The following is a 23,741-nucleotide window of genomic DNA, read 5'->3' as shown; positions in this document are numbered from 1 at the left end:
TGCAGAAATCGCCCAAAAAGGTGCAGCAGTTTTTTGGGAAGGATTCTGTCAAATATGCCGCTTGATTCAAGTTGTTTTATTTCTAGTCAATAAGCGCCAGAGGCCATTTTGACCACATATTCAACGGTGGCCGCTTCATGCGGCAGGGGGCCGAAGTTGTAGGCACCGGCACGCTGCGGCTGCTGCCACAGCACCTCGGCCAGGTGCAGGTAGGCGGCCAGGGGTTCGAGCACATGCTGCCAGGGGCGCGTGGCCTGGGGGTGGCGGATGTTCAAGGTGACGCCCTGCTGCCAGGCGCGCACGGCGTCGGGGAGCAGGCGGTCTTGCGACCAATCGCCGCCACCAATCACGTTGCCCGCGCGCGCCGTGGCCACGGCCACGCCCTGCGCGGCCAGGAAGCTGTCGCGGTAGCTGGCGGCCACCAGCTCGGCGGCGGCTTTGCTGGCACTGTAGGGGTCGTGCCCGCCCAGCGGATCGTCTTCGCGGTAGGGGTAGGCCCATTCACGGTTGCGATAGACCTTGTCGGTGGTGACCACCACGGCCACGCGCACGCGGGGCTGGCCGCGCAAGGCGTCCAGCACATGGGCGGTGCCCATCACGTTGGTGGCAAAGGTGTCCAGCGGCGCTGCATAGCCGGGGCGCACCAGGGCCTGGGCGGCCAGGTGCAGCACGATGTCAGGGGGCGCAGCCTGCACCAGCGCGGCCACGGCAGCGCCATCGCGCACATCGCAGACATGGCTGTCCATGCCCTGCGACACTCCGGCCAGCGTGAACAGCGCCGGGGTGGTGGCTGGCGCCAGCGCCAAGCCTGTGACCTGGGCGCCCAGGCGCTGCAACCACAGCGCCAACCAGGCGCCCTTGAAGCCGGTGTGGCCCGTGAGCAGCACGCGCTTGCCGCGCCAGAAAGAGGGGTCGGGGTACATCACGGCTTACCAGGTCTTCCAGGGGGCCTGGCCCGATTGCCACAGCTCTTCGAGCAGGTTTTTCTCGCGCAGGGTGTCCATGGGCTGCCAGAAACCGCTGTGTTCAAAGGCTTGCAGTTGGCCTTGTGCGGCCAGGGCGATCATGGGCTCTGCCTCCCAGCTGGTCTGGTCGCTGGCCACCAGCTCCAGCACTTCGGGCTGCAACACAAAAAAGCCGCCGTTGATGAGACCGCCATCGCCCCGGGGCTTCTCGGTGAAGGCGTTGACGCTACTGCCGTCTATTTGCAGTGCGCCATAACGCCCGGGGGGCTGCACGGCGGCCACGGTGGCCAGTTTGCCGTGGGCACGGTGGAAGGCAAATTCCGCCGTCAGGTCGATATCGGCCACGCCATCGCCGTAGGTGAAGGCAAAAGACTCGCCCGGTGTGAGGTAGTCGCGCACCCGGCGCAGGCGCCCCCCCGTCAAGGTGCTTTCGCCCGTATCCACCAGCGTCACGCGCCAGGGCTCGGCGTGGCGGCGGTGCACTTCCATGCGGTTCTGGGCCATGTCAAACGTCACGTCCGACATGTGCAGAAAGTAATTGGCGAAATACTCCTTGATGACATAGCCCTTGTAGCCCAGGCAGATGATGAAATCGTTGACGCCATGCGCGGCATACATCTTCATGATGTGCCACAGGATGGGGCGCCCGCCGATTTCAATCATCGGCTTGGGGCGCAGGTGCGATTCTTCAGAGATGCGGGTACCCAGGCCACCGGCCAGGATGACTGCTTTCATGGGCGGGCTCCCTCGGGGTGGGTCTCGGCCCATTTCTGGAACATGGCGAAATAGGCATCTTCCACGTCGCGGGCAAAACCGGACTCGTCCATCACTGCGCTGGCCTGCATTTCTTGGCGCAGCCCGGCACGAATAGTGGCCAGTGCAGGCAAATCGCTGGCCAGTGCCACCAGTTTGTCAACGTACTCATCCTCAGAATGTGCAATCCATTCGGGCCGCCCCAAACCCGTCAGCACCGATGCTCCCAGCGTGCCCATGCTGGGAGTGCCAGCCAAAGTCACAAAGGGGAGCCCCATATAGAGAGACTCGAGCAGTGTGGTACCTGAGTTTTGCGGAAAACAGTCGAGGGCGATGTCCATGCCACGCAGTACATCCCAAGGCGGACTCTGGTAACCAATCTCCAGACGCTCGCGTGCAATACCCAGGTCTTCAAACCGCTGTAGCCACAACTCACGCGTTTGGGGGTGACTGAAGTTATTGCTGTTGATTGCGAGATGTGAATTGGGCACCTGATTCAGCAAACGCGCCCACGCTGCGATCAGCCGCTGGTTAAGCCGCATAGCCCGTGTCAGCGTACCGAAGGTGACGTATCCACGCTCCAGGGCAGGCAGTGCATTGACTTCCCCGGGATACCCCAATGGGCGATAAACAAAAGCAGCACGCGGCAAGCGCCACGGCGTTTCAGAAAACAGAGATTCACACCCGACAGGTGCCGTAGCTGCGTCAGTGAGGTAGTAGTCAATGGCGGTGAGCCCGGTGGTGTAGCCAGAGTCCAACCAATGCAAAGATACCGGCGCCGGTTTTCGCGCAAAGGCACCCAATCGGTGGCCTCTGGTCTGGCCTGCAATATCGATCAGCACATCAATCTGGTCATGGCGAATCAGGGCAGCCAACTGGTCATCAGAGATGCCTTTGGTGTCACGCCAGTGCTCGAAATACGTGCGATAGCGATCGGTCACCACATCTTCCAGCTCGTACTGCTCGGCATAGGCAAACAGCTCTACACGCTCATGGTCGTGCTGGGCCAGCAAAGGCTCGAGGAACATGACACAGGAATGGGTGCGGAACACTGGCGCCACGTAGCCCACACGCAAACGCCGCGCTGTAGAGCGGTCGTTGGTATGCGCCCTCCAATGCTTATGGAAGGGTTCGGCAAAACGCCGGTTGAATTCCTGATAAGCGGCAAACCGCTCATAAGGATCCATTTCGGGTATGCAATTGATCACAAACAAAAGCGTACTGTGCGCACTGGGATCTTGCGGATCGACCTCAATAGCCTGACGCAACGCCGCTATCGACTCGTGCATATGCCCTTGGTCTTTCAGCAAAATACCCAATCCGACATAGGCATTGACCAAGTCTGGCTTGAGGGCAATGGCTTTTCTGATGCATTGCTCAGCTTCAATGAAGCGATTCATCTCGGTGAGCAAAAGACTGTAGTTCAACAAAACCCCGACGTTATGGCCCTCAATCTCCAGCGCACTGCGGTAAGCGCGCTCAGCTGCTTCAAGACGCGCTTGGCCGCGCATGACAATGCCCAAGTTAAACCAGGCTTGCATGAAACCCGGCGCTTTGTGCAAGGCACGGCGCAACAGTACTTCCGCTTGAACCAACTCACCCCGAGCAGCCAACAACAGGCCGTAATTGCTCAAAATGTCGATGTCTGTCGGATCGCGCTCCAGAACTTTGAGCATGTAGGGTTCGGCTTTTTCCCGCTGGCCTAAGCGCATCAAAGCGGCACCCAAAGACTTGTAGCCCAGATTGCTGGCCGGAAATTGTTTGACCAATTTGCGCCCTAGCGTGACCACCTCATTGAATTTTTCTTCGTTGTAAAGGCGGGTGATCTCGTCCTTGAGCTTGGCTGGTGGCTCACGCCCAATGCGCACAGACGCTTTCTTCTGGGCTGCATGGGCTACCAAACGCTCGACCAGTTCACCAGCTGCATCGCCCGCCAGGCCCGCACGGCGGGCATCCTCCAAAATATCGGTGGCCAAGGCATACTCATTGGCCAACATCAACGCATCCACCAGACTGACCCAATAGTGATAGCCCCGGGGGTTCGCCTGTAATGCGCGCTGAAAGAAAGGAATGGCCTCCAGCGGGCTGCCCTGCTCCACCAAAATGGCGCCCAGGTTGTGGTTGGCATCGGCATGCTCCGGCAACAAGCGAAGCACCACCTGATACAGCATGGCCGCCTGCTCCCAGTCTTTGGCATGATGGCACTGCAGTGCCAAATCCATGGTCTGCCGCAAAACTTCCGCTGCTTCGGCGGACAGTTGATCTTCCAACGAAGGGTCGCGCGCAGGCACAACAGTAATTTGATTCATGAGAAAGCAGCGCAGGCGCGAAAAGCCAAGATGCCCAAGAATACCCCCGCATTGCGCCCTGCACACGGCGTCAATCACATGAAAAAAGGGGGATTCACAAGGTTCTTGGACAATTGCAGCAATAGCAATCCGATACATTTAGCGCTACCGTCGCCTGCAACCCGCCACCACAGCACCTCTGGTTTTCACACAGCATGCCCGTCATCATTGGTTATTTAGTCAGCCTCGTTTGCGTCTTTGGCGTGTTCATCATGCACGGCGGCAACATTGGCGTGGTGCTGAAGGCACTGCCATTTGAAATGGCCACCATCGGTGGTGCGGCTTTTGGCGCATTCATCATCAACAACCAGCCCAAGGTACTCAAGGCCACCATGAAGGCCATGGGCACCTTGCTCAAGGGCTCCAAATACACCAAAGCGCGCTATCTGGAGCTGATGGCCATGCTCTACGAAATTCTGCAAAAAGCGCGCAAAGAAGGTCTGATGGCCATCGAAGGCGACGTGGAAGCACCACACGAATCCGAGCTGTTCAAGAAATTCCCTACTGTGGGCTCTGACCACCATGTGGTCGAGTTCACCACCGACTACCTGCGCATGATGGTGTCGGGCAACCTCAACGCCCACGAAATCGAAGCCCTGATGGACAACGAAATCGAAACCCACCACCAGGAGGCACACGCCCCGGTGGCGGCCATGGCGCGCCTGGCAGGCGGCCTGCCTGCTTTCGGTATCGTGGCGGCGGTGCTGGGGGTGGTGAACACCATGGGCTCGGTGGGCCAACCACCGGCGGTGTTGGGTGGGATGGTGGGCTCGGCGCTGGTGGGTACTTTCCTGGGGATTTTGCTGGCCTACGCTTTCGTCGAGCCCCTTGGTGGCCTGATGGAGCAAAAGGCAGACGACGCAGCCAAAGAGTTGCTGTGTATCAAATGCACGCTGCTGGCCAGCATGCAGGGCTACAACCCGGCTACTGCCATTGAGTTTGGCCGCAAGGTGCTGTTCTCGACCGAGCGCCCCAGCTTCCTGGAGCTGGAAGAGTACGTGCGCGGCAAAAAATAAGCGGCAACCATGGCCACCGAAAAAAAGCTCCAGCCGATCATCATCAAGCGCGTCAAGAAGGGCGGCCATGCCGTCCATGGCGGCGCTTGGAAGATCGCTTACGCCGACTTCATGACTGCCATGATGGCGTTCTTTTTGCTGATGTGGCTGCTGGGCTCCACGGCGCAGGGCGAATTGCAGGGCATTGCCGACTACTTCAATTCACCCATGAAGGTGGCCATGTCCGGTGGTTCGGGGGCAGGCAACAGCTCCAGCGTGATTCCGGGCGGCGGCAATGACCTGAGCAAGGTACATGGCCAGGTCAAGCGCTCGGACTCCGATGAAAACACCCAGCGCAAAACCAGCGCAGAGCAAGCCCGTGCAGAGCAGGCTCGCCAGGATGCAGAACGGATCAAGGCACTGCGGGCAAAGATCGATGCCATCATCACCCAAAGCCCACGCCTGAACGAATACAAATCCCAGATCCGCATTGATGTCACACCAGATGGCCTGCAAATCCAGATCGTGGATGACCAGAACCGCCCCATGTTTGACAGCGGCAGCGCACTGGTCAAGCCTTACATGCGCGACATCCTGCATGCGATTGGGGCATCCCTCAGTGGCGTAGAGAGCCGCATCAGCCTGGCAGGCCACACCGATGCAGTGCCTTATGGCAACAGCGACCGAGGCTACAGCAACTGGGAGCTGTCCGCCGACCGGGCCAATGCCTCGCGCCGGGAGCTGGTGACTTCAGGCATGCCCGATGCCAAACTGGCGCGCGTGGTGGGCCTGGCTGACAGCGATTTGATGGAGCCCGATAATCCGCGCGCACCAGCCAACCGGCGCATCACCATCACGGTGCTGACACGCGAGGCCGAAGAAAGATTGCTGAGTAAAAGCGCGCTTATCCTCCCCACGGCACAATTGCCCAATGAAAAGCAGGAAAATCCCCCCGCTGGTGGTGCCAAGCCATAAACAGGCACTACCCACCTACCCCATGACAGCAAATACAGTAATTTCCGACCGAAAGGGTCTCACGTGTCTTCTGCCCTTCGCTTCCTGATCGTCGATGACTTCTCCACGATGCGCCGCATCGTGCGCAACCTGCTCAAGGAAAGCGGGTTTTCCGATGCCGATGAGGCAGAGGATGGTGTGGTCGCCTTGCACAAGCTGCGCAACAGCAAGTTCGATTTCGTGGTCACTGATATCAACATGCCCAATATGAATGGCTTTCAGCTGCTGGCAGAAGTAAAGAGCGACGAAAAGCTCAAGCATCTGCCAGTGTTGATGGTCACTGCTGAGGCGCGCAAAGAAGATATCGTGGCTGCGGCGCAGGCCGGCGCTGCCGGCTATATCGTCAAACCCTTCACCAAGGCCACACTGGAAGAAAAGGTCAACCTGATCATCAAAAAGCAGGGGCTGTGAGCCACGCCACCATGGACACCAGCAACACTCCTGCGCCTGCCGCACCTGTGACACCTGTTCCGGTCGATGTTCACCAGCGAATAGGGATGCTGACCCGCCAGCTCCATGATTCCCTGAACGGACTGGGCTATGCCGACAAACTGCGCAGCAGCATGAGCGAGCTGCCCGATGCGCAAAGTCGCCTGTCGTACATCGCACGACTGACAGGGGCGGCTGCCGAAAAGGTGCTGAGTCGCGTGGAGCAGGCCAAGTCCCAAAACGACCATCTGGCTGCTGAAACACGCCGGGTCACTACCGCGCTGGTCAAAGATCCCGTGGCGGCAGTGGCCAAGGGGGAGATCATGAATTTCCTCAATGACGTGGAGAAGATTGCCCAGACCTCGGATGAGCACCTGACCGAGATCATGATGGCCCAGGACTTTCATGACCTGACGGGCCAGGTGATTGCCCGCGTGGTGACGCTGGCCGCCACCATTGAAGAGCAACTGGTGCAGTTGGTGATTGACACCGCACCGCCCGGTGTCGCTCCCATGCCCGTAGAAGTGCCGCACGAACATCTGGCGGGCCCGGTGGTTGACCCGGAGAAAACACCCGATGTCGTTACCAACCAGTCCCAAGTGGACGACCTGTTGGCCAGCTTGGGTTTTTAACAATAAGAGCGGCCCATAGGCCGCTTTTCAGGCTTTAGATTTCGTACCCGCTCACGACAATGGCATGACCTATTACGTCATGCCATCATGGAATCGAGCCAAGACCGCGATCTTCCCGCTACCGAGCGAAAGCTCCAGAAAGCCCGCACCGACGGGCAAGCGGCACGCTCGCGCGACTTGTCCCACCTGGCCATCTTGGGCATGGGGGGCGTCAGCATGCTGGTCTTGGCACCACAGCTGCTGGACCGCATCCAACTGGAGATGAGCCACCAGTTGCTGTTTGACGCGACCACGGTACGCACACCCACGAATATGCTGGTACGCCTGCAAGCCATGGTGCTGGTAGGGCTGGTGGCCAGTGCCCTTTTTGCCTTGCTGACCAGTGCCGCAGCCTTGATCAGCGCCGTGGGCGCAGGCGGCTGGGTATGGAGCTTTAAGCCCATCACGCCGCAATTCAACCGCCTGAACCCACTCTCGGGCGCGGCCAATCTGTTTTCCAAACAACAAATGACCAACGTGGCCAAGATGGTGCTGATGACCACCATCCTCACGTTCGTGGCCTGGAAATACATGGGCAACAGCATTGAGGAGATGGCTGCACTGGTGTTGCAACCATCGCCAGTGGCCATCCGCTATGTGGCCAACTGGTTGGCCGGGGGCATGGCCATGCTGCTGCTGGTGGTTTTTTTGACGGCGCTGATCGATGTACCGCTGCAGCTGTTCTTCTTCAAGTCGCGTTTGAAGATGTCGCACCAGGAAGTCAAGCAAGAGCACAAGGAATCCGATGGCAACCCGCAAATCAAGGGCCGCCAGCGCCAGCGCCAGCGCGAGATTGCCGATGGCGCCAGCGTCACTGCCGTACCCAAGGCCGACTTTGTGGTGATGAACCCCACCCACTATGCCGTGGCGCTGAAGTACGACGACACCATGAGCGCTCCCCAGGTGATCTCCAAAGGCACCGACCTGATCGCCATGAAGATTCGCGACCTGGCCAACAGCCACGGTGTGCCGGTACTGCAGTCGCCCATGTTGGCCCGCGCACTGTACGCACACGCAGAACTTGACCAACCCATTCCGGCCACGCTGTACACGGCTGTGGCCCAGGTGCTGGCTTACGTATACCGACTCAAGGCGGCCATGCGTGGCGAAGGCCGTATGCCCGATGCGCAGCCTGACCCGTACGTCCCGCCTGAACTCGACCCCCTGAACCGCACCACACCACAAGGCAACCAGCCATGAACATTTCCATGAACTCCGCACGGCAATGGGCGGGCAGTAATGCCTCTGCAGTCCAGGGCCTGTCTGCACCGCTGCTGGTGGTGGCCATTCTGGCGCTGATGGTGTTGCCCATTCCGGCCTGGATGCTGGACGTGTTCTTCACCATCAACATTGCCGTGGCCCTGATGGTGATGATGGTGGCAGCCTACATGCTCAAGCCACTGGACTTTGCTGCGTTTCCGTCAGTGCTGCTGCTGACCACGTTAATGCGCCTGTCGCTGAACGTGGCCTCTACGCGGGTGGTGCTGCTGGAAGGCCACACCGGCCCTGGCGCTGCGGGCGCAGTGATTGAGGCCTTTGGCCACTTTTTGATTGGCGGCAACTTTGCCGTGGGTCTGATCGTTTTTGCGATTTTGGTGGTGATCAACTTCATCGTGATCACCAAGGGCGCCGAGCGCATTGCCGAGGTCTCGGCACGCTTTACCCTGGACGCCATGCCCGGCAAGCAAATGGCTGTGGATGCCGACCTGAACGCGGGCCTGATTGATGAAAAAGAAGCTAAGCGCCGCCGCCTGGAAGTGGCTGAAGAAGCCAACTTCTTTGGCTCCATGGACGGCGCCTCCAAATTTGTGCGCGGCGACGCGGTGGCCGGCATTCTGATCTTGCTGATCAACATCGTGGGCGGCTTTGTCATTGGTATGGTTCAGCACGGCCTGTCGGCCAGCAAAGCAGCTGACATCTACATTCTGATGGCCGTGGGCGATGCGCTGGTGGCGCAGATTCCGGGGTTGCTGATTTCGGTGGCCGCCGCCATGGTGATTTCGCGCGTGGGCAAGGACTCGGACATGGGTCAGCAGATTGTTCACCAACTGTTCATGTCGCCGCGCGTACTGGGCGTAACGGCAGGCATTCTGATTTTGCTGGGCGTGATTCCGGGCATGCCGCATGTGGTGTTTCTGGGCATTGGTTCGGTACTGGGCTACCTGGCCTGGGTACTGATGCAGCGCGCCAAGGCACCTGTGCAAGAAGAAGCTCCCGCAGCCGCCCCCACTGGCGACGGCGATGCCACCTGGGACGACCTGCAACCGGTCGATCTGCTGGGCCTGGAACTGGGCTACCGTCTGATTGCACTGGTGGACAAAAACCGCCAGGGCGACTTGCTGACCCGCATCAAAGGCGTGCGGCGCAAGTTTGCCCAGGAAGTCGGCTTTTTGCCGCCCCCGGTGCATGTGCGCGACAACCTGGAGCTCAAGCCCAGCGCCTACCGCCTGACGCTGCGCGGTGTGGTCGTCGGCGAGGGCGAGGCCTTCCCCGGCATGTTCCTGGCCATCAACCCGGGCGGCATCTCGACCCCACTGATTGGCACACCCACCACCGATCCGGCCTTTGGTTTGCCCGCGCACTGGATCGACGAACAGCAAAAAGAAGCGGCGCAAATGGCAGGCTTTACCGTCGTTGATTCGGAAACCGTGATGGCGACACATTTGTCACACTTGATGCAAGTTCAGGCCACCAAGTTGCTGAGTCGCACAGAGACCCAACAGCTGGTGGAACACGTTGCCAAGCTGGCGCCCAAATTGATAGAAGAGGTGATCCCGAAAATGGTTTCGATCACGACGTTCCAAAAAGTGCTGCAGTTGCTGCTGGAGGAGTCGGTGCATATCCGTGACATCCGCACCATCATCGAGACGCTGGCCGAGCACGCAGGCAACACAGCCGACCCACAAGAGCTGGCACGGCGCGTTCGCATCGCCCTGTCGCCCGCCATCGTGCAGCAAATTTATGGCCCGACACGCGAATTGAGCGTGATTGCCATCGAGCCCGGCCTGGAGCGCCTGCTGGTGCAAGCCCTGGGCAACCCCGCAGGCCCGGCGCTGGACCCCGGTGTGGCAGATATCCTGACGCAAAGGGCAGCCGAGGTGGCACTGAAGCAGGAAGAGATCGGCCTGCCCGCCTGCCTGCTCGTGCCCGACGCCATCCGCAGCGCCATCTCACGCCTGGTACGCCGCATGGCACCACGCCTGCAAGTGCTGGGGCACAGCGAAATTCCTGAAACACACACCATCCGCATTGGGCCCGTCCTCAAAGGAGCATCGGCATGAACATCAAACGCTTTTACGCAGCCACCGCCCGTGAGGCACTGGCCAAGGCGCGCATGACCTTTGGGGACGGCACGCTGATTTTGTCCAACCGCCCCACACCCGACGGTGTGGAAGTGGTGGCGACGGCAGAAGAGTCGCTGAGCTCGTCTTTGGAGCGCGCAGACGACCTGCCCCTGTCGGCACCGGCGCCAGCACCGGAGGCATTCAAAGAAGCCTTCAAGCCAGCGCCCCAGCCCGCGGCACGTCCCCAGGCCAGCCCTGCACACACAGCCAGCGTGTCCGAGCGCAATCCGGTGCATGAAGACACCGAGCAATTGGCCATGAGCACGCTGTCGTTCCAAGACTATGTGCGTGAACGCATGCTGCGTCGGCGCCACGAGGCACTGCAAGGCAACGCCCCCGCCGAAGCACAGCAGCCTCTGCGCCGCGACCCGCGCGAGACCCGTGCCCCGCTGGCGCCCCTGGGCCAGCCAGCGCCGCTGTATGCCGCACCGGAGTACGCCCATGAACACCACCATCCAGCCACCACCATGCACCAGCCGGCGCTGCAAGTTCGCCGCGATCCGGCACCGGCCTTGATGCCGACGCCTGCGGTCAACGAACAAGGGCTGTTCCAGGAGCTGCAGTCCATGAAGGATCTGATTGAAGATCGCTTCAACACACTGTCCTGGCTGGGACAAGCCCGCCAGAACCCGATCCAGTCCAACCTGATGCTCAAGCTGATCCGCTCGGGCTACTCGCCCGCACTGGCACGCACGGTACTGGAACGCCTGCCCGACGATCTGGGTGCAGGCGAGGCCGTGCGTTGGCTGATGGGCGTACTGGAGCGCAACCTCAAAACCGATGCTGGCACACGTCCGCTGTACGACGAAGGCGGGGTGTATGCACTGGTAGGCGCCACTGGCGTGGGCAAAACTACCACCACCGCCAAGCTGGCAGCGCTGTGCGCCCGTATCCATGGCCCCTCCAGCGTAGGGCTGATCACACTGGACACCTACCGCGTGGGTGCCCACGACCAGTTGCGCACCTACGGCCGCATGCTGGGTGTAGTGGCTCACCTGGCACACGACCAGGCAGCCCTGCAAGACCTGCTGGGCCTGCTCAGCGGCAAAAAGATGGTGTTGATAGACACCGCAGGGGTGGCCCCCCGCGATCCACGCAAGCGCGACATGCTTGATGTGCTGGATCTGCCCCATATCAAGCGGCTGCTGGTGCTCAACGCAGGCAGCCATGGCGATACCCTGGATGATGTGCTCACTGCCTTCAAGACCACCGGGTCGCAGCAAGCCATCTTGTCCAAGGTGGACGAGGCCGTCAAACTCGGCCCTCCACTGGATGCGCTGATCCGCCACCAGATGGTGCTGCGCGGTGTCACCAATGGCCAGCGCGTCCCCGAAGACTGGGAAGCGGCCGATGCCAACAAGCTGGTGGGCATGTCCATGCGCTCGCCTGCACGCTCGGCATTCGACCCCAAAGAAACAGAGTTGAACTTCTTCTTCTCACGAACCACGGAGCATGTCTCCGACAGGGGGCTGATCCATGCTTGAGAACAGTTTTCACCAAGGTACGGGCTTGCACTGCAACCGACCACAGGATGAGTTGCGCTTGTTGGTCGTGGCCAGCCGGGAAGATGCACGGCAAACGCAGGAAACCTTGTGGCAGGTCTGCGCGCACCTCCAGCGCTTGGGCTACCCCGTGGTGGTGCTGGATGCCACCGCCGTCGAAACAGACCGCACCCCGGGACTGTTGCAATTATTGACGCACTCGCCCTGGGACAACGGCGGCCAGCCACATGCCAACGCCAACACATCGACACTGACCGTAGTGCCTGCTGCACTGGGTTTGCTGACACTGGTCAACACCGCCCAGCGCAAAGGCCTGCCACTGCAAACCCTTGAGCCTCTGGAGCCTATCTTCCGGCGCTACGCGGTCGTAGTGTTGCACGCCCCGCTGGAGTTACTGACCTCGCCCTTGCTGGCGGGTAGCCCGGCCATGCCACTGCTGATCACGCACCCGGGCAAAACAGAGCTGGTCGAGTGCTACCGCCAACTCAAGCACCTGGCTATTCATGCCGGACTGACAGGCATGGTGGCTTACATGGCGCCGTCGGATGATGCCGCCGCGCAAGACCAGGCCCGGGAAAACATCCAGGCCCTGGAGCGCTGCGCGGCGCACCACCTGGGACAACGCCTGCGCGCTACGCTGCTACATGAAGACCGCGCCCAAGACATGCAACGCCTGGCGTTGCTGCTCCTGGAAAACGCGGGCACCATCACCGCCCCGGCGCCGGTGTCTTGGCCACTCAACCCGCTGGCAAGCTCGGCCATCTACGCGCCTTTTGTCCAAAGCCACTGAAGTGATGTACACCGCCAAAGGCCAGCTTGATCGCGACGCCCTGATTCGCCAGTACCTGCCACTGGTGCGGCGTCTGGCAAACCACATGATCGCCAAACTGCCACCCAACGTGGAGTTGGACGATCTGGTTCAGGTCGGCATGATCGGGCTGACCGAAGCGTTGTCGCGTTATGAAGCCACCCAAGGCGTGCAGTTCGAGACTTTCGCCACGCAGCGCATTCGTGGCGCCATGCTGGACGAACTGCGCGAAGGCGACTGGATGTCACGCAGTTCGCGCAAAAGCCAGAAAGACATTGAGCGTGCGGTGCAACGGCTGGAGCAAAAGCTGGGCCGCAGCCCGCTGGAATCAGAGATTGCCCAAGAAATGGAGATGAGCCTGTCGGACTACCAGTCGCTGCTGGGCAAGGTGCGCGGCACACAGCTGGTGTACCTGGAAGATATGGCGCATGGCGAGGGCGATGATGGCGAGGGCTTTCTGGAGCGCCACCTAGCAGACACAGGCACAGATCCGGTGAACTTGCTGCGTGACCAGCGGCTGCGCACCGCCCTGGTCAGTGCCATCCATACCTTGCCCGAGCGTGAGCAATACATCATGGGCATGTACTACGAGCACGACATGAACCTCAAGGAAATCGCTGCGGTACTGGGCGTGACCGAATCGCGCGTGTGCCAACTGCACAGCCAGTCGATTGCGCGATTGCGCGCCAAAATGCGGACACACTGAGCACCTGCCTGCTCCATCAAAAAAGGCCAGTCGCCCACAGCGACTGGCCTTTGTTTATACAACCCGCCCGTATCAACCTGCGGCGCTGTAAATGCGTGCTGCGCCAGGAACACCCGCAGAAAACCCCAGGCCCGGGGCATAGGTGGGAGCGCTCTCAGCGGGGGGCAACAGCACCTCCGCTTGGCGATCTGCCACAGCGGCCAAGCGTGCCAGGCTGTCACGGTGAATGGACAGTGTGGCATGAATCTGCTGAATCCGGCGCTGTAGTGGCTCGGACAGAACCTGCCCCTGAAGCCCGCCTAAGGCGGCCACAAAATCAATGGCGACCTGGCGCATCTGCTCACTGCACGTCTGCAATGCAAAAGGATCGGGCGCCAACAACGCCGCAGACAACTCTTGCAACTGTGCCTCTACGGCCACCAGCGCATGCTCCAGAAAAGAGGGGGAAGAACGCATCATGGGAATAGGCTCAGACGGGTAGTAAAACAAAAAGAGAAACTGCCACCGCCAGCGCTACGCGTCGTGCCGCCCCATGCGAGAGAGCACTTCTTGCGCGTTGGAGAGCAACTTGTCTGCAATGGCAGAGGCATCAATGCGGAACGTGCCTGCGTCAATGGCAGCACGCATGGCTTTAACGCGGGCCGCATCAAAATCTCCCGCAGCACGGCCTGGTGGTTCCAGATCGCGGGCGCTGCGCGAAAAAGTGACAGTGCTGGGCGCACGGCTGGCCGAAGCGGCTGGAGCGCTTTTGGCAAGCCCGTCAGCAGCCGATGCAGCAGCCTGGGCCTGCTTGGCAGACCCTGAGTGCACTACGGTGCCGGGCAACTCGGGTTGGTGTCCTATCTTTATCACTTTGTCCTCCACCGCCTCTTGGATTGCGAGGCGTCAGTGCCTTGTTATCGGCCTGTGGGGGTCGGACTTTAGCGCCCAAGTGAATCTGTTACAGAGAGACATCTACGGTGCCGTTCTCGCTCACCACACCCGTGACGGTCTTGCCATTGGCCATGCGCACACGCACCGTCTCGCCGACCGCCCCTGCGGCCATGGCCTGGCCTGCGGCGCTGATCGCAAAACCAGGCCCTTGGGACACCACACGCACCTGGGCACCGGCCTGAAACAGGCGTGGTGCCCGCAGCATGGACTGGCGCAACGCCTGGCCGGCCTGCAACGAGCGCGCAGCCACCTGGCCCACCCATTGCTCCGGATCAGCCACCACAGAAGCTTGCTCTGCGGCCCAGTCCACCTCCGTCTGCACCGCATCGGCCTGCGACAACACCGCTCCCGAGGCCACGCTGCCGGTCAGTACCCAGGCTGGGCCATACGCCTTGACGGTGATGGGTAAAAACACGTTCCAGCGCGCGGGCCCGGCCACACAGCGCAACCCCAGACGAGAGCGCCCCCACAGCCGGGTACCCGCAGGCAAATAAGGCTCTACACGCTCACATGGCGCCAAGCGCAGACGGGGGTCCAATGCCCCCACAGCCACCTCCATGCGCAGCACCGAAGCGGCAGCAGCCGGGCTGCTTTGCAATGCCTGCTCAATCCAGTGCTGGGTGAACTGCTCCAGGTTTTGCTGCGTTTGCGCCTGCACGGCTGGCACACCGCACAGCACGGCCAGACAAGCCAGCGCACGCCGCAGCCCCGAGCGCAAAGGTAAGCGCCGGGATGGCAACGGGGTGGAAAAAGCGTTTTCTTGCATGGCAAACCTCCAAAAAATGCACGGCAACGCCCGCGCGCGCAGCAGGCAAGGCGATGGCATGGCCCCACCACTATCGCAGTGGCCGCAAAAACCGATGGGGCGAACTGCGCGCCAAAGCCCGCGCTCTTCACGCTTTAGCAAACCGGGGGCTTTTTCATAATTGCCCACAGGCCAAAGCCACCCCCAGCGGACGGCAACGGCACACCATGAACCCACGGCAAGAGGCGCAGCCATGATCAACAAGATGACCGAGCGACTGGAATTCCAGGGCAACGCACTGCTGCTGCGTGCCGAGCGCCAGCGCACCATCGCCAGCAACATTGCCAACGCCGACACGCCGGGCTACGTGGCCCGTGATTTCCATTTCGCCAACGCACTGCGCGAGGCCACCGAAGGCAGCAAACGCCTGGGGGACACGCGCATGGCGCTGGCCCCCGTCACCCACACCAGCCATGCCCCCCTGCCCACGGTAGAGATCGGCAACACCCGCACCGGCACGAACCCCGCCGCCATGGGCTATGCCGTACAGACGCAACCCAGCCTGGACAACAACACCGTAGACCTGGACCGCGAGCGCGCCAACTCGGTTGATAACGCCGTGCGCTACGAAGCCGCGCTGCGCTTCATCAACGGCACCGCCAAAACCATGCTCAGTGCCATCCAGGGCCAGTAACCCGACCACAGGAGCCGCACCATGTCGATGTTTTCCATTTTCAACGTCTCGGGCAGCGCCATCAGTGCGCAGTCGCAGCGTCTCAACGTGGTGGCCAGCAACCTGGCCAACGTGGACGCCGTGGCCGGCCCCGACGGCAAAGCCTACAAAGCCCGCCAGGTCGTATTCCAGACTGCGCCCATGGGCGCCGACAGCGCCGCAGGTGTGCGCGTCAGCACCATCCAGGAAAGCAACACACCCGGCAAACGCATACACGATCCCAGCCACCCGCTGGCCGACGCCGAGGGCTATGTCTCGCACTCCAACGTGAACGCCGTCGAGGAAATGGTCAACATGATTTCGGCCTCGCGCTCCTACCAGAACAACGTCGAGGTCATGAACACAGCCAAGTCGCTGCTGCTCAAGACCCTGCAAATGGGCCAATAAGGCCCGCCCCTGAAAGCGCACCGCCATGACGACCGCCATCACCAATAACACCGCCGCTGCCAGCGCGGGCAACACCGCCACACGCGATGTCAACGCCAACGACGCGGCGGCATCACAAGACCGTTTCCTCAAGTTGTTGGTCGCCCAACTCAACAACCAGGATCCGATGAATCCGCTGGACAACGCGCAAATGACCTCGCAAATCGCGCAGATCAATACCGTGACCGGCATCCAGCAGCTCAACGACACCGTCAAGGGCCTGGCCAGCCAGTTTGCCTCGCAGCAACTGATGCAGGCCACCGGCATGGTGGGCCGCCAGGTGCTGGTAGAGGGCGACTCCCTGGTGCTGGACACCGAAGCGGACAAGGCTTACGGCGCACTCGATCTGGCAGGCCCCGCCTCCAGCGTCAAAGTGCAGGTGCTGGACGCCAACGGCAAAGAGCTGGGCGTGGTCGATCTGGGCTCGCTCAAGGAAGGGCGCTACAACTTTGCCTGGGACGCCTCCAAGTACGAGGGCGAAGGCGGGCTGCGCTTCAAGGTGATGGCCACCAACGGCAACACCGCCGTGGACAGCACGCCGCTGTCCATCGACCAAATCTCTGCCGTGAGCCTGAGCAACGGCGCACTGCAACTGGAACTGGCGCGCGGCGGCACCACCACCCAGTCGGGCCTCAAGGCCATTCTTTAATTCGACTCGCCCTCTTTTCAGGAGCACACCATGGGTTTTCAACAAGGTCTCTCGGGTCTGAACGCTGCCAGCAGAAATCTGGACGTGATCGGCAACAACATCGCCAACGCCAATACCACCGGCTTTAAAAGCTCGCGCGCCGAGTTTGCCGACATGGTGGCTGCCTCCATGGGCGCCGCCGGTGGCCGCAGCAACGGCATCGGCGTCGAAGTGGCTGCCGTGGCCCAGCAATTCTCCCAGGGCAGCCTGACCGTCACGGGCAACAACCTCGATCTGGCGATCAACGGCAACGGTTTCTTCAAGGTGCAGCAGCCCGACGGCTCGGCCGCCTACACCCGCGCGGGCAACTTCAAGCTCGACAAAGTGGGTGACCTGGTCACCAACGACGGCTCGCACGTGATGGGCTACAAGGTCGATCCGGCCACCGGCGTCGCGGGCACAGAGGCCGTGCCACTGAGCTTTCCGGTGGGCACGCCGATTGGCGCCCAGCAAACCACCAGTATCACGGCCAGCTTCAACCTGGATGCGCGGGCCAAGGATGCGGCGGGCATTGCCGCAGACCCAGCGGCCACGCCGCCCGTGGCCGCTGTGGCTCCCACACCGCGCTCCACCTACGGCACCTCCGTCAACGTGTTTGACAGCCAGGGCGTGGCCACGCCAGTGAACCTGTACTTCGTCAAAACAGCCGAGCCCAATACCTGGGAGGTGTACACCTCGCTGGATGAAACCCTGGAGCCGCCCGGCAGCCCCAAGCACACCATCACTTTCAACGAGAAGGGCGAGATCGTGGCCGATAGCGCCAAACTCACCCTGGAAGTGACCCCCAGCGCCAATCCCAACACCGATGCGCCCGGCCCCTTCGAGGTGGAGATTGATTTTGGCAAAGCCACCCAGTTCGGCAACAAATTTGCTGTCTCTGACCTCCAACAAGACGGCTATGGCGCGGGCGAGCTGACCAACATCAACGTTGCCAACGACGGCACCATCGTGGCCAGCTACTCCAACGGCGTGACCCGTGCCGAGGCGCAAGTGGCGCTGGCCAACTTCCGCAACCCGCAGGGCCTGACACCCGTGGGCGGCAACAACTGGGTCGAATCGTTTGAATCGGGCCCGTCCATTCTGGGCAAGCCTGGCGATGGCAACTTTGGCGGGCTGCGCTCAGGAGCGCTGGAAGAGTCCAACGTCGATCTCACCGCCGAGCTGGTCAACATGATGACCGCCCAGCGCGCCTACCAGGCCAACGCCCAGACCATCAAGACGCAAGACCAGGTGATGTCCACCATCGTCAACCTGCGTTGATCACCCCGCTAGCCCTGACACTGGAAATTCGCCATGGACCGCATCATCTACACCTCCATGACCGGCGCCAACGCGGCTGCCCACCGGCAGGCGGTGCTGTCACACAACCTGGCCAATGCCTCCACGCAGGGTTTTCGCGCCGAGATGTCCACCTTCCGCTCGGTGCCGCTGCAAGGCTCGGGCTCGACCACGCGCGTGTTTGCGCTGGAGGCCACGTCGGGCCACTCCGAGGTCTCCGGCCCGGTCACGCGCACCGGGCGCAACCTGGACGCCATGGCCATGGGCAATGCCTGGTTTGCTGTGCAGGGGCTCGATGGCACCGAGGCCTACACCCGCAACGGTGGCTTTGAAGTGACCCAGGCAGGCCAGCTGGTCACAGGCAACGGCCTGCCCGTGCTGTCGGACGGCGGTGGCCCCATCGACGTGCCACAAGGCGCCGAAGTCTCGCTGGGCTCGGACGGCACCATCACTGCCCGCACCGCTGGCCAGCCCCCGGCCACGCTGGGCCGCCTGAAACTGGCCACCCCCGGCGCCGACGATCCGCTCAAGCGCGGCGACGACGGATTGTTCCGTGCCACCTCCGGCAACCCCATTCCCAACGACGCCAATGCCCGGATGCTGGCAGGCGCCGTCGAAGGCTCCAACGTCAACGCGGTGGAAACCATGGTCGGCATGATCGCCGCCTCGCGCCAGTTCGAGCAGCAAATGCGCCTGCTGCAAACCGCTGAAACCAACGACAAGACCGCCAGCCAGCTGCTGAGCATGAACGGCTAAAGCGCACCGCGCCCCAGCCCAAAGGAACCGCCATGATCAACTCCCTGTGGATTGCCAAGACCGGCATGGAAGCCCAGCAGACCCAGCTGGACGTCATCTCGCACAACCTGGCCAACGTCTCGACCACCGGCTTCAAGCGCAACAACGCCGTCTTTGAAGACCTGATTTACCAAAACCTGCGCCAGGTGGGTGCCAATACCACCGAGCAAAACCAGCTGCCCACCGGCCTGCACCTGGGCCTGGGTGTGCGCACCGTGGCCACCAGCCGCAACTTCACGCAAGGCAGCCTGCAGCAATCGAACAACAACCTGGACGTGGCCATCAACGGCAACGGCTTTTTTGGCGTGACCATGCCCGATGGCACCATCGGCTACACCCGCGACGGCTCCTTCCAGCTCGATGCGCAGGGCCGCCTGACCACCTCCAGCGGCCTGCCCGTGGCCAACGGCATCACCATTCCGCCCGGCACCACGGCGGTGAGCATCAGTGCCGATGGCGCGGTGTCTGCCCTGCTGCCAGGCAACCCGGCACCCCAGCCGATGGGACAGCTGGCCATGTCCAGCTTCATCAACCCGGCCGGTCTGGAACCCATTGGGCAAAACCTGTTCAAGGAATCGGCGGCCTCGGGCCAGCCCCAGGAAGGCACGCCCGGCACCAATGGCCTGGGCGTGATCAAGCAAGGCTATCTGGAGACTTCCAACGTCAACGTGGTGCAGGAGCTGGTGACCATGATCCAGACCCAGCGCGCCTACGAGATGAACTCCAAAGCCATCTCCACCTCCGACCAGATGCTGGCCAAGCTCTCGCAGCTTTGAGCCGATCACGCACCCCGAGGATTTGCGCCATGCCAGCCACCGCCCCGTTTCTCCCCGCCCGCCCTTTGTTGGGTCGGCGCGCCCGCACCGGCGCCTGGAGCGCTGCCCTGGCGCTGCTGTGCAGCGGCTGCGCCAGCCTCTCGCCCCCGCCGCCGGTGGATATCCTGCCCACCACACCGCCCCCCATTGCCACGCTGCCACGCACCGTGGGCCCGGCCACGGGCGGCTTGTTCCACAGCGCCAGCTACCGCCCCGCGTTTGAAGACCGGCGCGCGCGCATGGTGGGCGACAGCGTGACGGTACAGATCGTGGAAAACGTCACGGCCAAACAGACCTCCACCTCCACCATTGACCGCCAATCGGGCATCGAGGCGGGCATCACGGCCCTGCCCTTCCTGAACAGCCGCACCCTGACCGACAAGACCAAGGTGGGCGCCGAGTCGAGCAACAACTTCTCCGGCAAGGGCGGCACCGAAAGCGCCAACACCTTCACTGGCTCCATCACTGCCACCGTCATCGACGTGCTGCCCAACGGCCACCTGGTGGTGGCGGGCGAGAAGCAGATCGGCGTGAACCACAACGTCGATGTGCTGCGTTTCTCGGGCACGGTCGATCCGCGCTCGCTGCTGCCGGGCAGCATCGTGGCCTCGACGCAAATGGCCAATGTGCGCATCGAGTCGCGCGGGCGCGGTGCCCAGGCCGAAGTGCAGGCCATGGGCTGGCTGGGCCGGTTCTTCAACAGCGTGGCGCCGTTCTGAGCGCGCTGGACACCGCTGCCAATTACTACTTTTTTGATAGCTGCTAGCGCACATCCAGCAAGGGCTGGAGGCACTTTTTCTATCTAACACTGATTGCACACTACCAAGGAGCCTCCTGATGAACGCTTTGACCAAACCCCTGGCCTGCGCCGTGGCCCTGCTGGCCTCGGCCTTTGTCAGCACCGGCTACGCCCAAACCACGCCAGCGCCCTACAAATATTCAGTGACGTTGGGCATCACCACGCCCAAGGCGTCGGCAGCCGACCTGGCCACCAAAGACAAGACCCTGCCTGCGGGCGTTGACTTCTCGCCGTGCAATGCCGCAGCCAACATGGACCAATTGGCCTTCACCATCAAGTACGACGCAGGCAAGCTGGCCGCCGACCTGAAAAACGTCTATGTGATCTTCTCCCACCCCGACACCGGCCTGACCGCTGGCGCCAAGCCCTACCTGGCACTGGTGCGGGACAAGCTGACGACAGACACCCAGTTCAAGCCCTACGCCACGGCCGCAGGCATCCAGGCCACAGACACCTACGCGGCAGCGGCCAGCAACCTGGGCTACGCCCAGACCGAAGTCATTCTGGGCGGCAACATTCCGCTGGAAGGGTTGTCTTCGGGGCTGTGGCTGGTCACGGCCATCATTGGCGACGGCGCCAACTTTGACGACCCCGCCACCTGGAGCGCATGGGACAGCAAGCCCTTCATGCTGCGCAAGCCCTGGAAGGGCACCGCCGCCGACACCTGCCTGTGATCTGGCGGTAGCCACGAGCTACTAAAACAATAGCTAAAAGCGCCCGCTCATCGGGCGCTTTTGCCGTTTTTGGCTTGTAAAAAACTGGCCACAACAGCCGCCGCGCGCAGCCCCAGAAGGCACACCAGGGCACCCGCCAGCGCAGGCAATTGGCGGGTAATTGCGCCGCTTTTCCGGCATTCCCGCAAGGGGCACCGATTCCACAATTGGTGCCATGAAAACTGTCTTTGCCCCCCCCTTGGCCCAGCGCATGGCCGCACCGCGTTGGCTGTGCGTACTCATGCTGGCCCTGTGTACGGCCCTGCCGGCGCAGGCCCTGCGCTTGAAGGAAGTGGCGGCGGTGCAAGGCGTGCGCACCAACCAGCTCACCGGCTACGGCCTGGTGGTCGGCCTCGATGGCACGGGCGACCAAACCACGCAAATGCCCTACACCACGCAGGCCATGCAGAACTACCTGCAACAAATGGGCATCAGCCTGCCGCCCGGCGCCACCGGGCAGTTGCAGCTCAAAAACGTGGCCGCGGTCATCGTCACGGCGCAGTTGCCCGCCTTTGCCCAACCCGGCCAGATGATTGATGTGAGCGTGTCCTCGATGGGCAACGCCAAGTCGCTCAAGGGCGGCACGCTGATCGTCACCCCCCTGCGCGGCGCCGATGGCGAGATTTACGCCCTGGCCCAGGGCAACGTGGTGATTGCTGGCGCTGGCGCAGCCGCTGGCGGCAGCAAGGTGCAAATCAACCACCTCAGCGCCGGGCGCATTCCGCAGGGCGCGCAGGTCGAGCGTGCCGTGCCCACGCCACTGCACGACAGCGACTTCATCACCCTGGGCCTGAACAGCTCCGACTTCCAGACCGCGCGCCGCGTGGCCCAGGCCATCAACACCCGCATGGGCGGCAACCGCGCTACCGCGCTGGACGGGCGCACCGTGCAGGTGCAAGCGCCCAGCAACCCCGGCGAGCGGGTGGGCTTCCTTGCCGACCTGGAAGAGCTGCCCATTGAAACCAGCGCACCCTCGGCCAAGGTGGTCATCAATGCGCGCACCGGCTCGGTGGTGCTCAACCAGGCCGTGACGCTGGGCCCCTGCGCCATTGCCCACGGCAACCTCTCGATCACCATCAAATCCACGCCCGTCATCAGCCAGCCCAACCCGCTGTCCCAAGGCCAGACGGTGGTGACGCAAAAGAGCGACATCACCATCACCCAGGAGCCGGGAAACATCATCCAGATGCCCGCCTCGCCACAGCTGTCGGACGTGGTGCGCACCCTCAACCAGCTGGGCGCCACGCCGCAAGACCTGCTGGCCATCCTGCAAGCCATCAAAGCCGCCGGCGCGCTCAACGCCGAACTGGAGGTGATCTGACCATGGCCCTCTCCCTCACACCCTCATCTTCGGGCGCCTCGCTGGGCACCACCACGGCCAGCAACGCCCTGGCCGCCGATGTCCGCTCGCTCAACCAGCTCAAGTACGACGCGGGCGCCAACAACCCTGCCGCCACCAAAGAGGCAGCCAAGCAGTTCGAGTCGCTGTTCATGCGCGAGATGATCAAGAGCATGCGCGAGGCGACCATGAAGTCCGGCCTGCTCGAAGGCGCACAGGGCGACCTGGGCACCGAGCTGCTCGACCAACAGCTGTCGGTGAGCATGTCGGGCCTGCCCGGCGGCCTCTCGGAGGCCATCTCGCGCCAGTTGTCGCTGCAAATGGGCGGCGCCCCGGCCCCGGTGGTGTCAGCACCCTCGACCCTGAGCCTGGCGCGCACCAGCCAAGTGACCGCTGCCGCCCGCACCAGCGCTGCCGACCCCGCCAGCGCCGCAGCCGCCAACGGCCCGGCCCCCAAAGGACGCGACGACTTTGTGCAGTTCCATGAAACCGCCGCCGAGCGCGTGGCCAAGGAAAGCGGCATCCCGGCGGCCTACATGCTGGGCCAGGCCGGCCACGAAACGGGCTGGGGCAAGAGCGAAATCCGCCACAGCGATGGCAGCAACTCGTTCAACCTGTTCGGCATCAAGGCGGGCAAGGGCTGGACGGGCAAGGTGGCCGAAATCACCACCACCGAATACATCGACGGCAAGGCCCAGAAGGTAAGCGCCAAGTTCCGCGCCTACGACTCCTACGAGGACTCGTTCCGCGACTACGCCAAGTTGATCAACCAGAGCCCGCGCTACGAACAGGCGCGCGCCCAGACCGGCTCTGCCGAGGCCTACGCCAGCGCACTGCAAAAGGCGGGCTACGCCACCGATCCGGCCTATGCCCGCAAGCTCAGCGGCGCCATCCAGAGTGCGTTGCGCGTGCAGCGCGACCAAGCCTAAGCCCCCTGCCCGA

Annotated in this window: 24 protein-coding genes and 1 pseudogene; 19 read left to right on the top strand and 6 right to left on the bottom strand. The window is 62.3% G+C overall.

All coding sequences use genetic code 11. The annotated features are described in order from the left end of the window. Window positions 1-89 precede the first annotated feature (89 nt). From rfbG to EV674_RS14715, 3 genes and pseudogenes are all read right to left on the bottom strand, one after another. Window positions 90-923: pseudogene (gene rfbG, locus EV674_RS14725) on the bottom strand (CDP-glucose 4,6-dehydratase); the annotation flags it as partial. A 6-nt stretch (window positions 924-929) separates the two neighbouring features. After that, on the bottom strand, window positions 930-1,700 hold the full coding sequence (gene rfbF, locus EV674_RS14720; protein WP_119014153.1) for a glucose-1-phosphate cytidylyltransferase: 771 nt from the start codon (window positions 1,698-1,700) through the stop codon (window positions 930-932). Further along, a complete protein-coding gene (locus EV674_RS14715; RefSeq protein ID WP_165887108.1) occupies window positions 1,697-4,027 on the bottom strand; it encodes a tetratricopeptide repeat protein in 2,331 nt (776 codons plus the stop codon). The genes rfbF and EV674_RS14715 overlap by 4 nt, the downstream gene beginning before the upstream one ends. Window positions 4,028-4,221: 194 nt before the next feature. On the opposite strand from EV674_RS14715, the gene motA reads away from it, so the two are divergent. The 9 genes from motA (at window position 4,222) to EV674_RS14670 (ending at window position 13,535) form a co-directional block, all read left to right on the top strand. Further along, window positions 4,222-5,082 (top strand): flagellar motor stator protein MotA, encoded by an 861-nt coding sequence (gene motA / locus EV674_RS14710; RefSeq protein WP_119014151.1) that lies wholly within the window; start codon window positions 4,222-4,224, stop codon window positions 5,080-5,082. A 9-nt stretch (window positions 5,083-5,091) separates the two neighbouring features. Continuing rightward, a complete protein-coding gene (gene motB, locus EV674_RS14705; RefSeq protein WP_119014150.1) occupies window positions 5,092-6,036 on the top strand; it encodes a flagellar motor protein MotB in 945 nt (314 codons plus the stop codon). Between the two features lie 63 nt (window positions 6,037-6,099). Next, window positions 6,100-6,486 carry a chemotaxis response regulator CheY gene (gene cheY, locus EV674_RS14700; RefSeq protein ID WP_119014149.1) on the top strand — a complete coding sequence of 129 codons (387 nt, stop codon included), beginning with the start codon at window positions 6,100-6,102 and terminating at the stop codon, window positions 6,484-6,486. Window positions 6,487-6,497: 11 nt separating this feature from the next. Then, window positions 6,498-7,136 carry a protein phosphatase CheZ gene (locus tag EV674_RS14695; RefSeq protein WP_119014148.1) on the top strand — a complete coding sequence of 213 codons (639 nt, stop codon included), beginning with the start codon at window positions 6,498-6,500 and terminating at the stop codon, window positions 7,134-7,136. An 87-nt stretch (window positions 7,137-7,223) separates the two neighbouring features. After that, a complete protein-coding gene (locus EV674_RS14690) occupies window positions 7,224-8,375 on the top strand; it encodes an EscU/YscU/HrcU family type III secretion system export apparatus switch protein (protein ID WP_119014147.1) in 1,152 nt (383 codons plus the stop codon). Next, window positions 8,372-10,456: a flagellar biosynthesis protein FlhA gene (flhA, locus tag EV674_RS14685; RefSeq protein ID WP_119014146.1), complete on the top strand. Its 2,085-nt coding sequence runs from the start codon at window positions 8,372-8,374 to the stop codon at window positions 10,454-10,456. The genes EV674_RS14690 and flhA overlap by 4 nt, the downstream gene beginning before the upstream one ends. After that, a complete protein-coding gene (gene flhF, locus EV674_RS14680) occupies window positions 10,453-12,003 on the top strand; it encodes a flagellar biosynthesis GTPase FlhF (RefSeq protein WP_119014145.1) in 1,551 nt (516 codons plus the stop codon). The genes flhA and flhF overlap by 4 nt, the downstream gene beginning before the upstream one ends. Further along, a complete protein-coding gene (locus EV674_RS14675; RefSeq protein WP_119014144.1) occupies window positions 11,996-12,811 on the top strand; it encodes a hypothetical protein in 816 nt (271 codons plus the stop codon). The genes flhF and EV674_RS14675 overlap by 8 nt, the downstream gene beginning before the upstream one ends. A 4-nt stretch (window positions 12,812-12,815) precedes the next feature. Next, window positions 12,816-13,535 carry an RNA polymerase sigma factor FliA gene (locus tag EV674_RS14670; RefSeq protein ID WP_119014143.1) on the top strand — a complete coding sequence of 240 codons (720 nt, stop codon included), beginning with the start codon at window positions 12,816-12,818 and terminating at the stop codon, window positions 13,533-13,535. A 72-nt stretch (window positions 13,536-13,607) separates the two neighbouring features. Here the strand turns inward: EV674_RS14670 and EV674_RS14665 are convergent, their stop codons facing one another. From EV674_RS14665 to flgA, 3 genes are all read right to left on the bottom strand, one after another. Then, window positions 13,608-13,994, bottom strand: a complete 387-nt coding sequence (locus tag EV674_RS14665) for a hypothetical protein (RefSeq protein WP_241524990.1) — start codon at window positions 13,992-13,994, stop codon at window positions 13,608-13,610. Between the two features lie 54 nt (window positions 13,995-14,048). Beyond that, window positions 14,049-14,387 (bottom strand): flagellar biosynthesis anti-sigma factor FlgM, encoded by a 339-nt coding sequence (flgM, locus tag EV674_RS14660; protein WP_374761694.1) that lies wholly within the window; start codon window positions 14,385-14,387, stop codon window positions 14,049-14,051. An 88-nt stretch (window positions 14,388-14,475) separates the two neighbouring features. After that, window positions 14,476-15,234: a flagellar basal body P-ring formation chaperone FlgA gene (gene flgA / locus EV674_RS14655; protein ID WP_119014142.1), complete on the bottom strand. Its 759-nt coding sequence runs from the start codon at window positions 15,232-15,234 to the stop codon at window positions 14,476-14,478. 232 nt (window positions 15,235-15,466) lie between these two features. Here flgA and flgB point away from each other — a divergent pair, with 232 nt between their 5' ends. From flgB to flgJ, 10 genes are all read left to right on the top strand, one after another. After that, on the top strand, window positions 15,467-15,907 hold the full coding sequence (gene flgB / locus EV674_RS14650) for a flagellar basal body rod protein FlgB (protein WP_119014141.1): 441 nt from the start codon (window positions 15,467-15,469) through the stop codon (window positions 15,905-15,907). Between the two features lie 21 nt (window positions 15,908-15,928). Then, window positions 15,929-16,333, top strand: coding sequence for a flagellar basal body rod protein FlgC (flgC, locus tag EV674_RS14645; protein WP_119014140.1), 405 nt, complete (start codon window positions 15,929-15,931; stop codon window positions 16,331-16,333). A 25-nt stretch (window positions 16,334-16,358) separates the two neighbouring features. Further along, window positions 16,359-17,021 carry a flagellar hook assembly protein FlgD gene (locus EV674_RS14640; protein ID WP_119014139.1) on the top strand — a complete coding sequence of 221 codons (663 nt, stop codon included), beginning with the start codon at window positions 16,359-16,361 and terminating at the stop codon, window positions 17,019-17,021. A gap of 30 nt (window positions 17,022-17,051) precedes the next feature. Continuing rightward, window positions 17,052-18,320 carry a flagellar hook protein FlgE gene (flgE, locus tag EV674_RS14635; RefSeq protein WP_119014138.1) on the top strand — a complete coding sequence of 423 codons (1,269 nt, stop codon included), beginning with the start codon at window positions 17,052-17,054 and terminating at the stop codon, window positions 18,318-18,320. Window positions 18,321-18,353: 33 nt separating this feature from the next. Next, on the top strand, window positions 18,354-19,094 hold the full coding sequence (flgF, locus tag EV674_RS14630) for a flagellar basal-body rod protein FlgF (RefSeq protein ID WP_119014137.1): 741 nt from the start codon (window positions 18,354-18,356) through the stop codon (window positions 19,092-19,094). A gap of 32 nt (window positions 19,095-19,126) precedes the next feature. After that, window positions 19,127-19,909, top strand: a complete 783-nt coding sequence (gene flgG / locus EV674_RS14625) for a flagellar basal-body rod protein FlgG (RefSeq protein ID WP_119014136.1) — start codon at window positions 19,127-19,129, stop codon at window positions 19,907-19,909. Window positions 19,910-19,938: 29 nt separating this feature from the next. Next, window positions 19,939-20,667, top strand: a complete 729-nt coding sequence (locus tag EV674_RS14620) for a flagellar basal body L-ring protein FlgH (protein ID WP_119014135.1) — start codon at window positions 19,939-19,941, stop codon at window positions 20,665-20,667. Between the two features lie 118 nt (window positions 20,668-20,785). Next, window positions 20,786-21,421: a hypothetical protein gene (locus EV674_RS14615; RefSeq protein ID WP_119014134.1), complete on the top strand. Its 636-nt coding sequence runs from the start codon at window positions 20,786-20,788 to the stop codon at window positions 21,419-21,421. Window positions 21,422-21,671: 250 nt separating this feature from the next. Continuing rightward, window positions 21,672-22,781 carry a flagellar basal body P-ring protein FlgI gene (locus EV674_RS14610; RefSeq protein WP_193552706.1) on the top strand — a complete coding sequence of 370 codons (1,110 nt, stop codon included), beginning with the start codon at window positions 21,672-21,674 and terminating at the stop codon, window positions 22,779-22,781. A 2-nt stretch (window positions 22,782-22,783) separates the two neighbouring features. Further along, window positions 22,784-23,728 carry a flagellar assembly peptidoglycan hydrolase FlgJ gene (gene flgJ, locus EV674_RS14605; RefSeq protein ID WP_119014132.1) on the top strand — a complete coding sequence of 315 codons (945 nt, stop codon included), beginning with the start codon at window positions 22,784-22,786 and terminating at the stop codon, window positions 23,726-23,728. The last annotated feature ends 13 nt before the right edge of the window (window positions 23,729-23,741 follow it).

The sequence above is a fragment of the Simplicispira metamorpha genome (assembly GCF_004341365.1).
GTDB lineage: Bacteria > Pseudomonadota > Gammaproteobacteria > Burkholderiales > Burkholderiaceae_C > Simplicispira > Simplicispira metamorpha.
The sequence above is the reverse complement of the archived record's forward strand: the minus strand, read 5'-3'. Positions and strand labels throughout refer to the sequence as shown.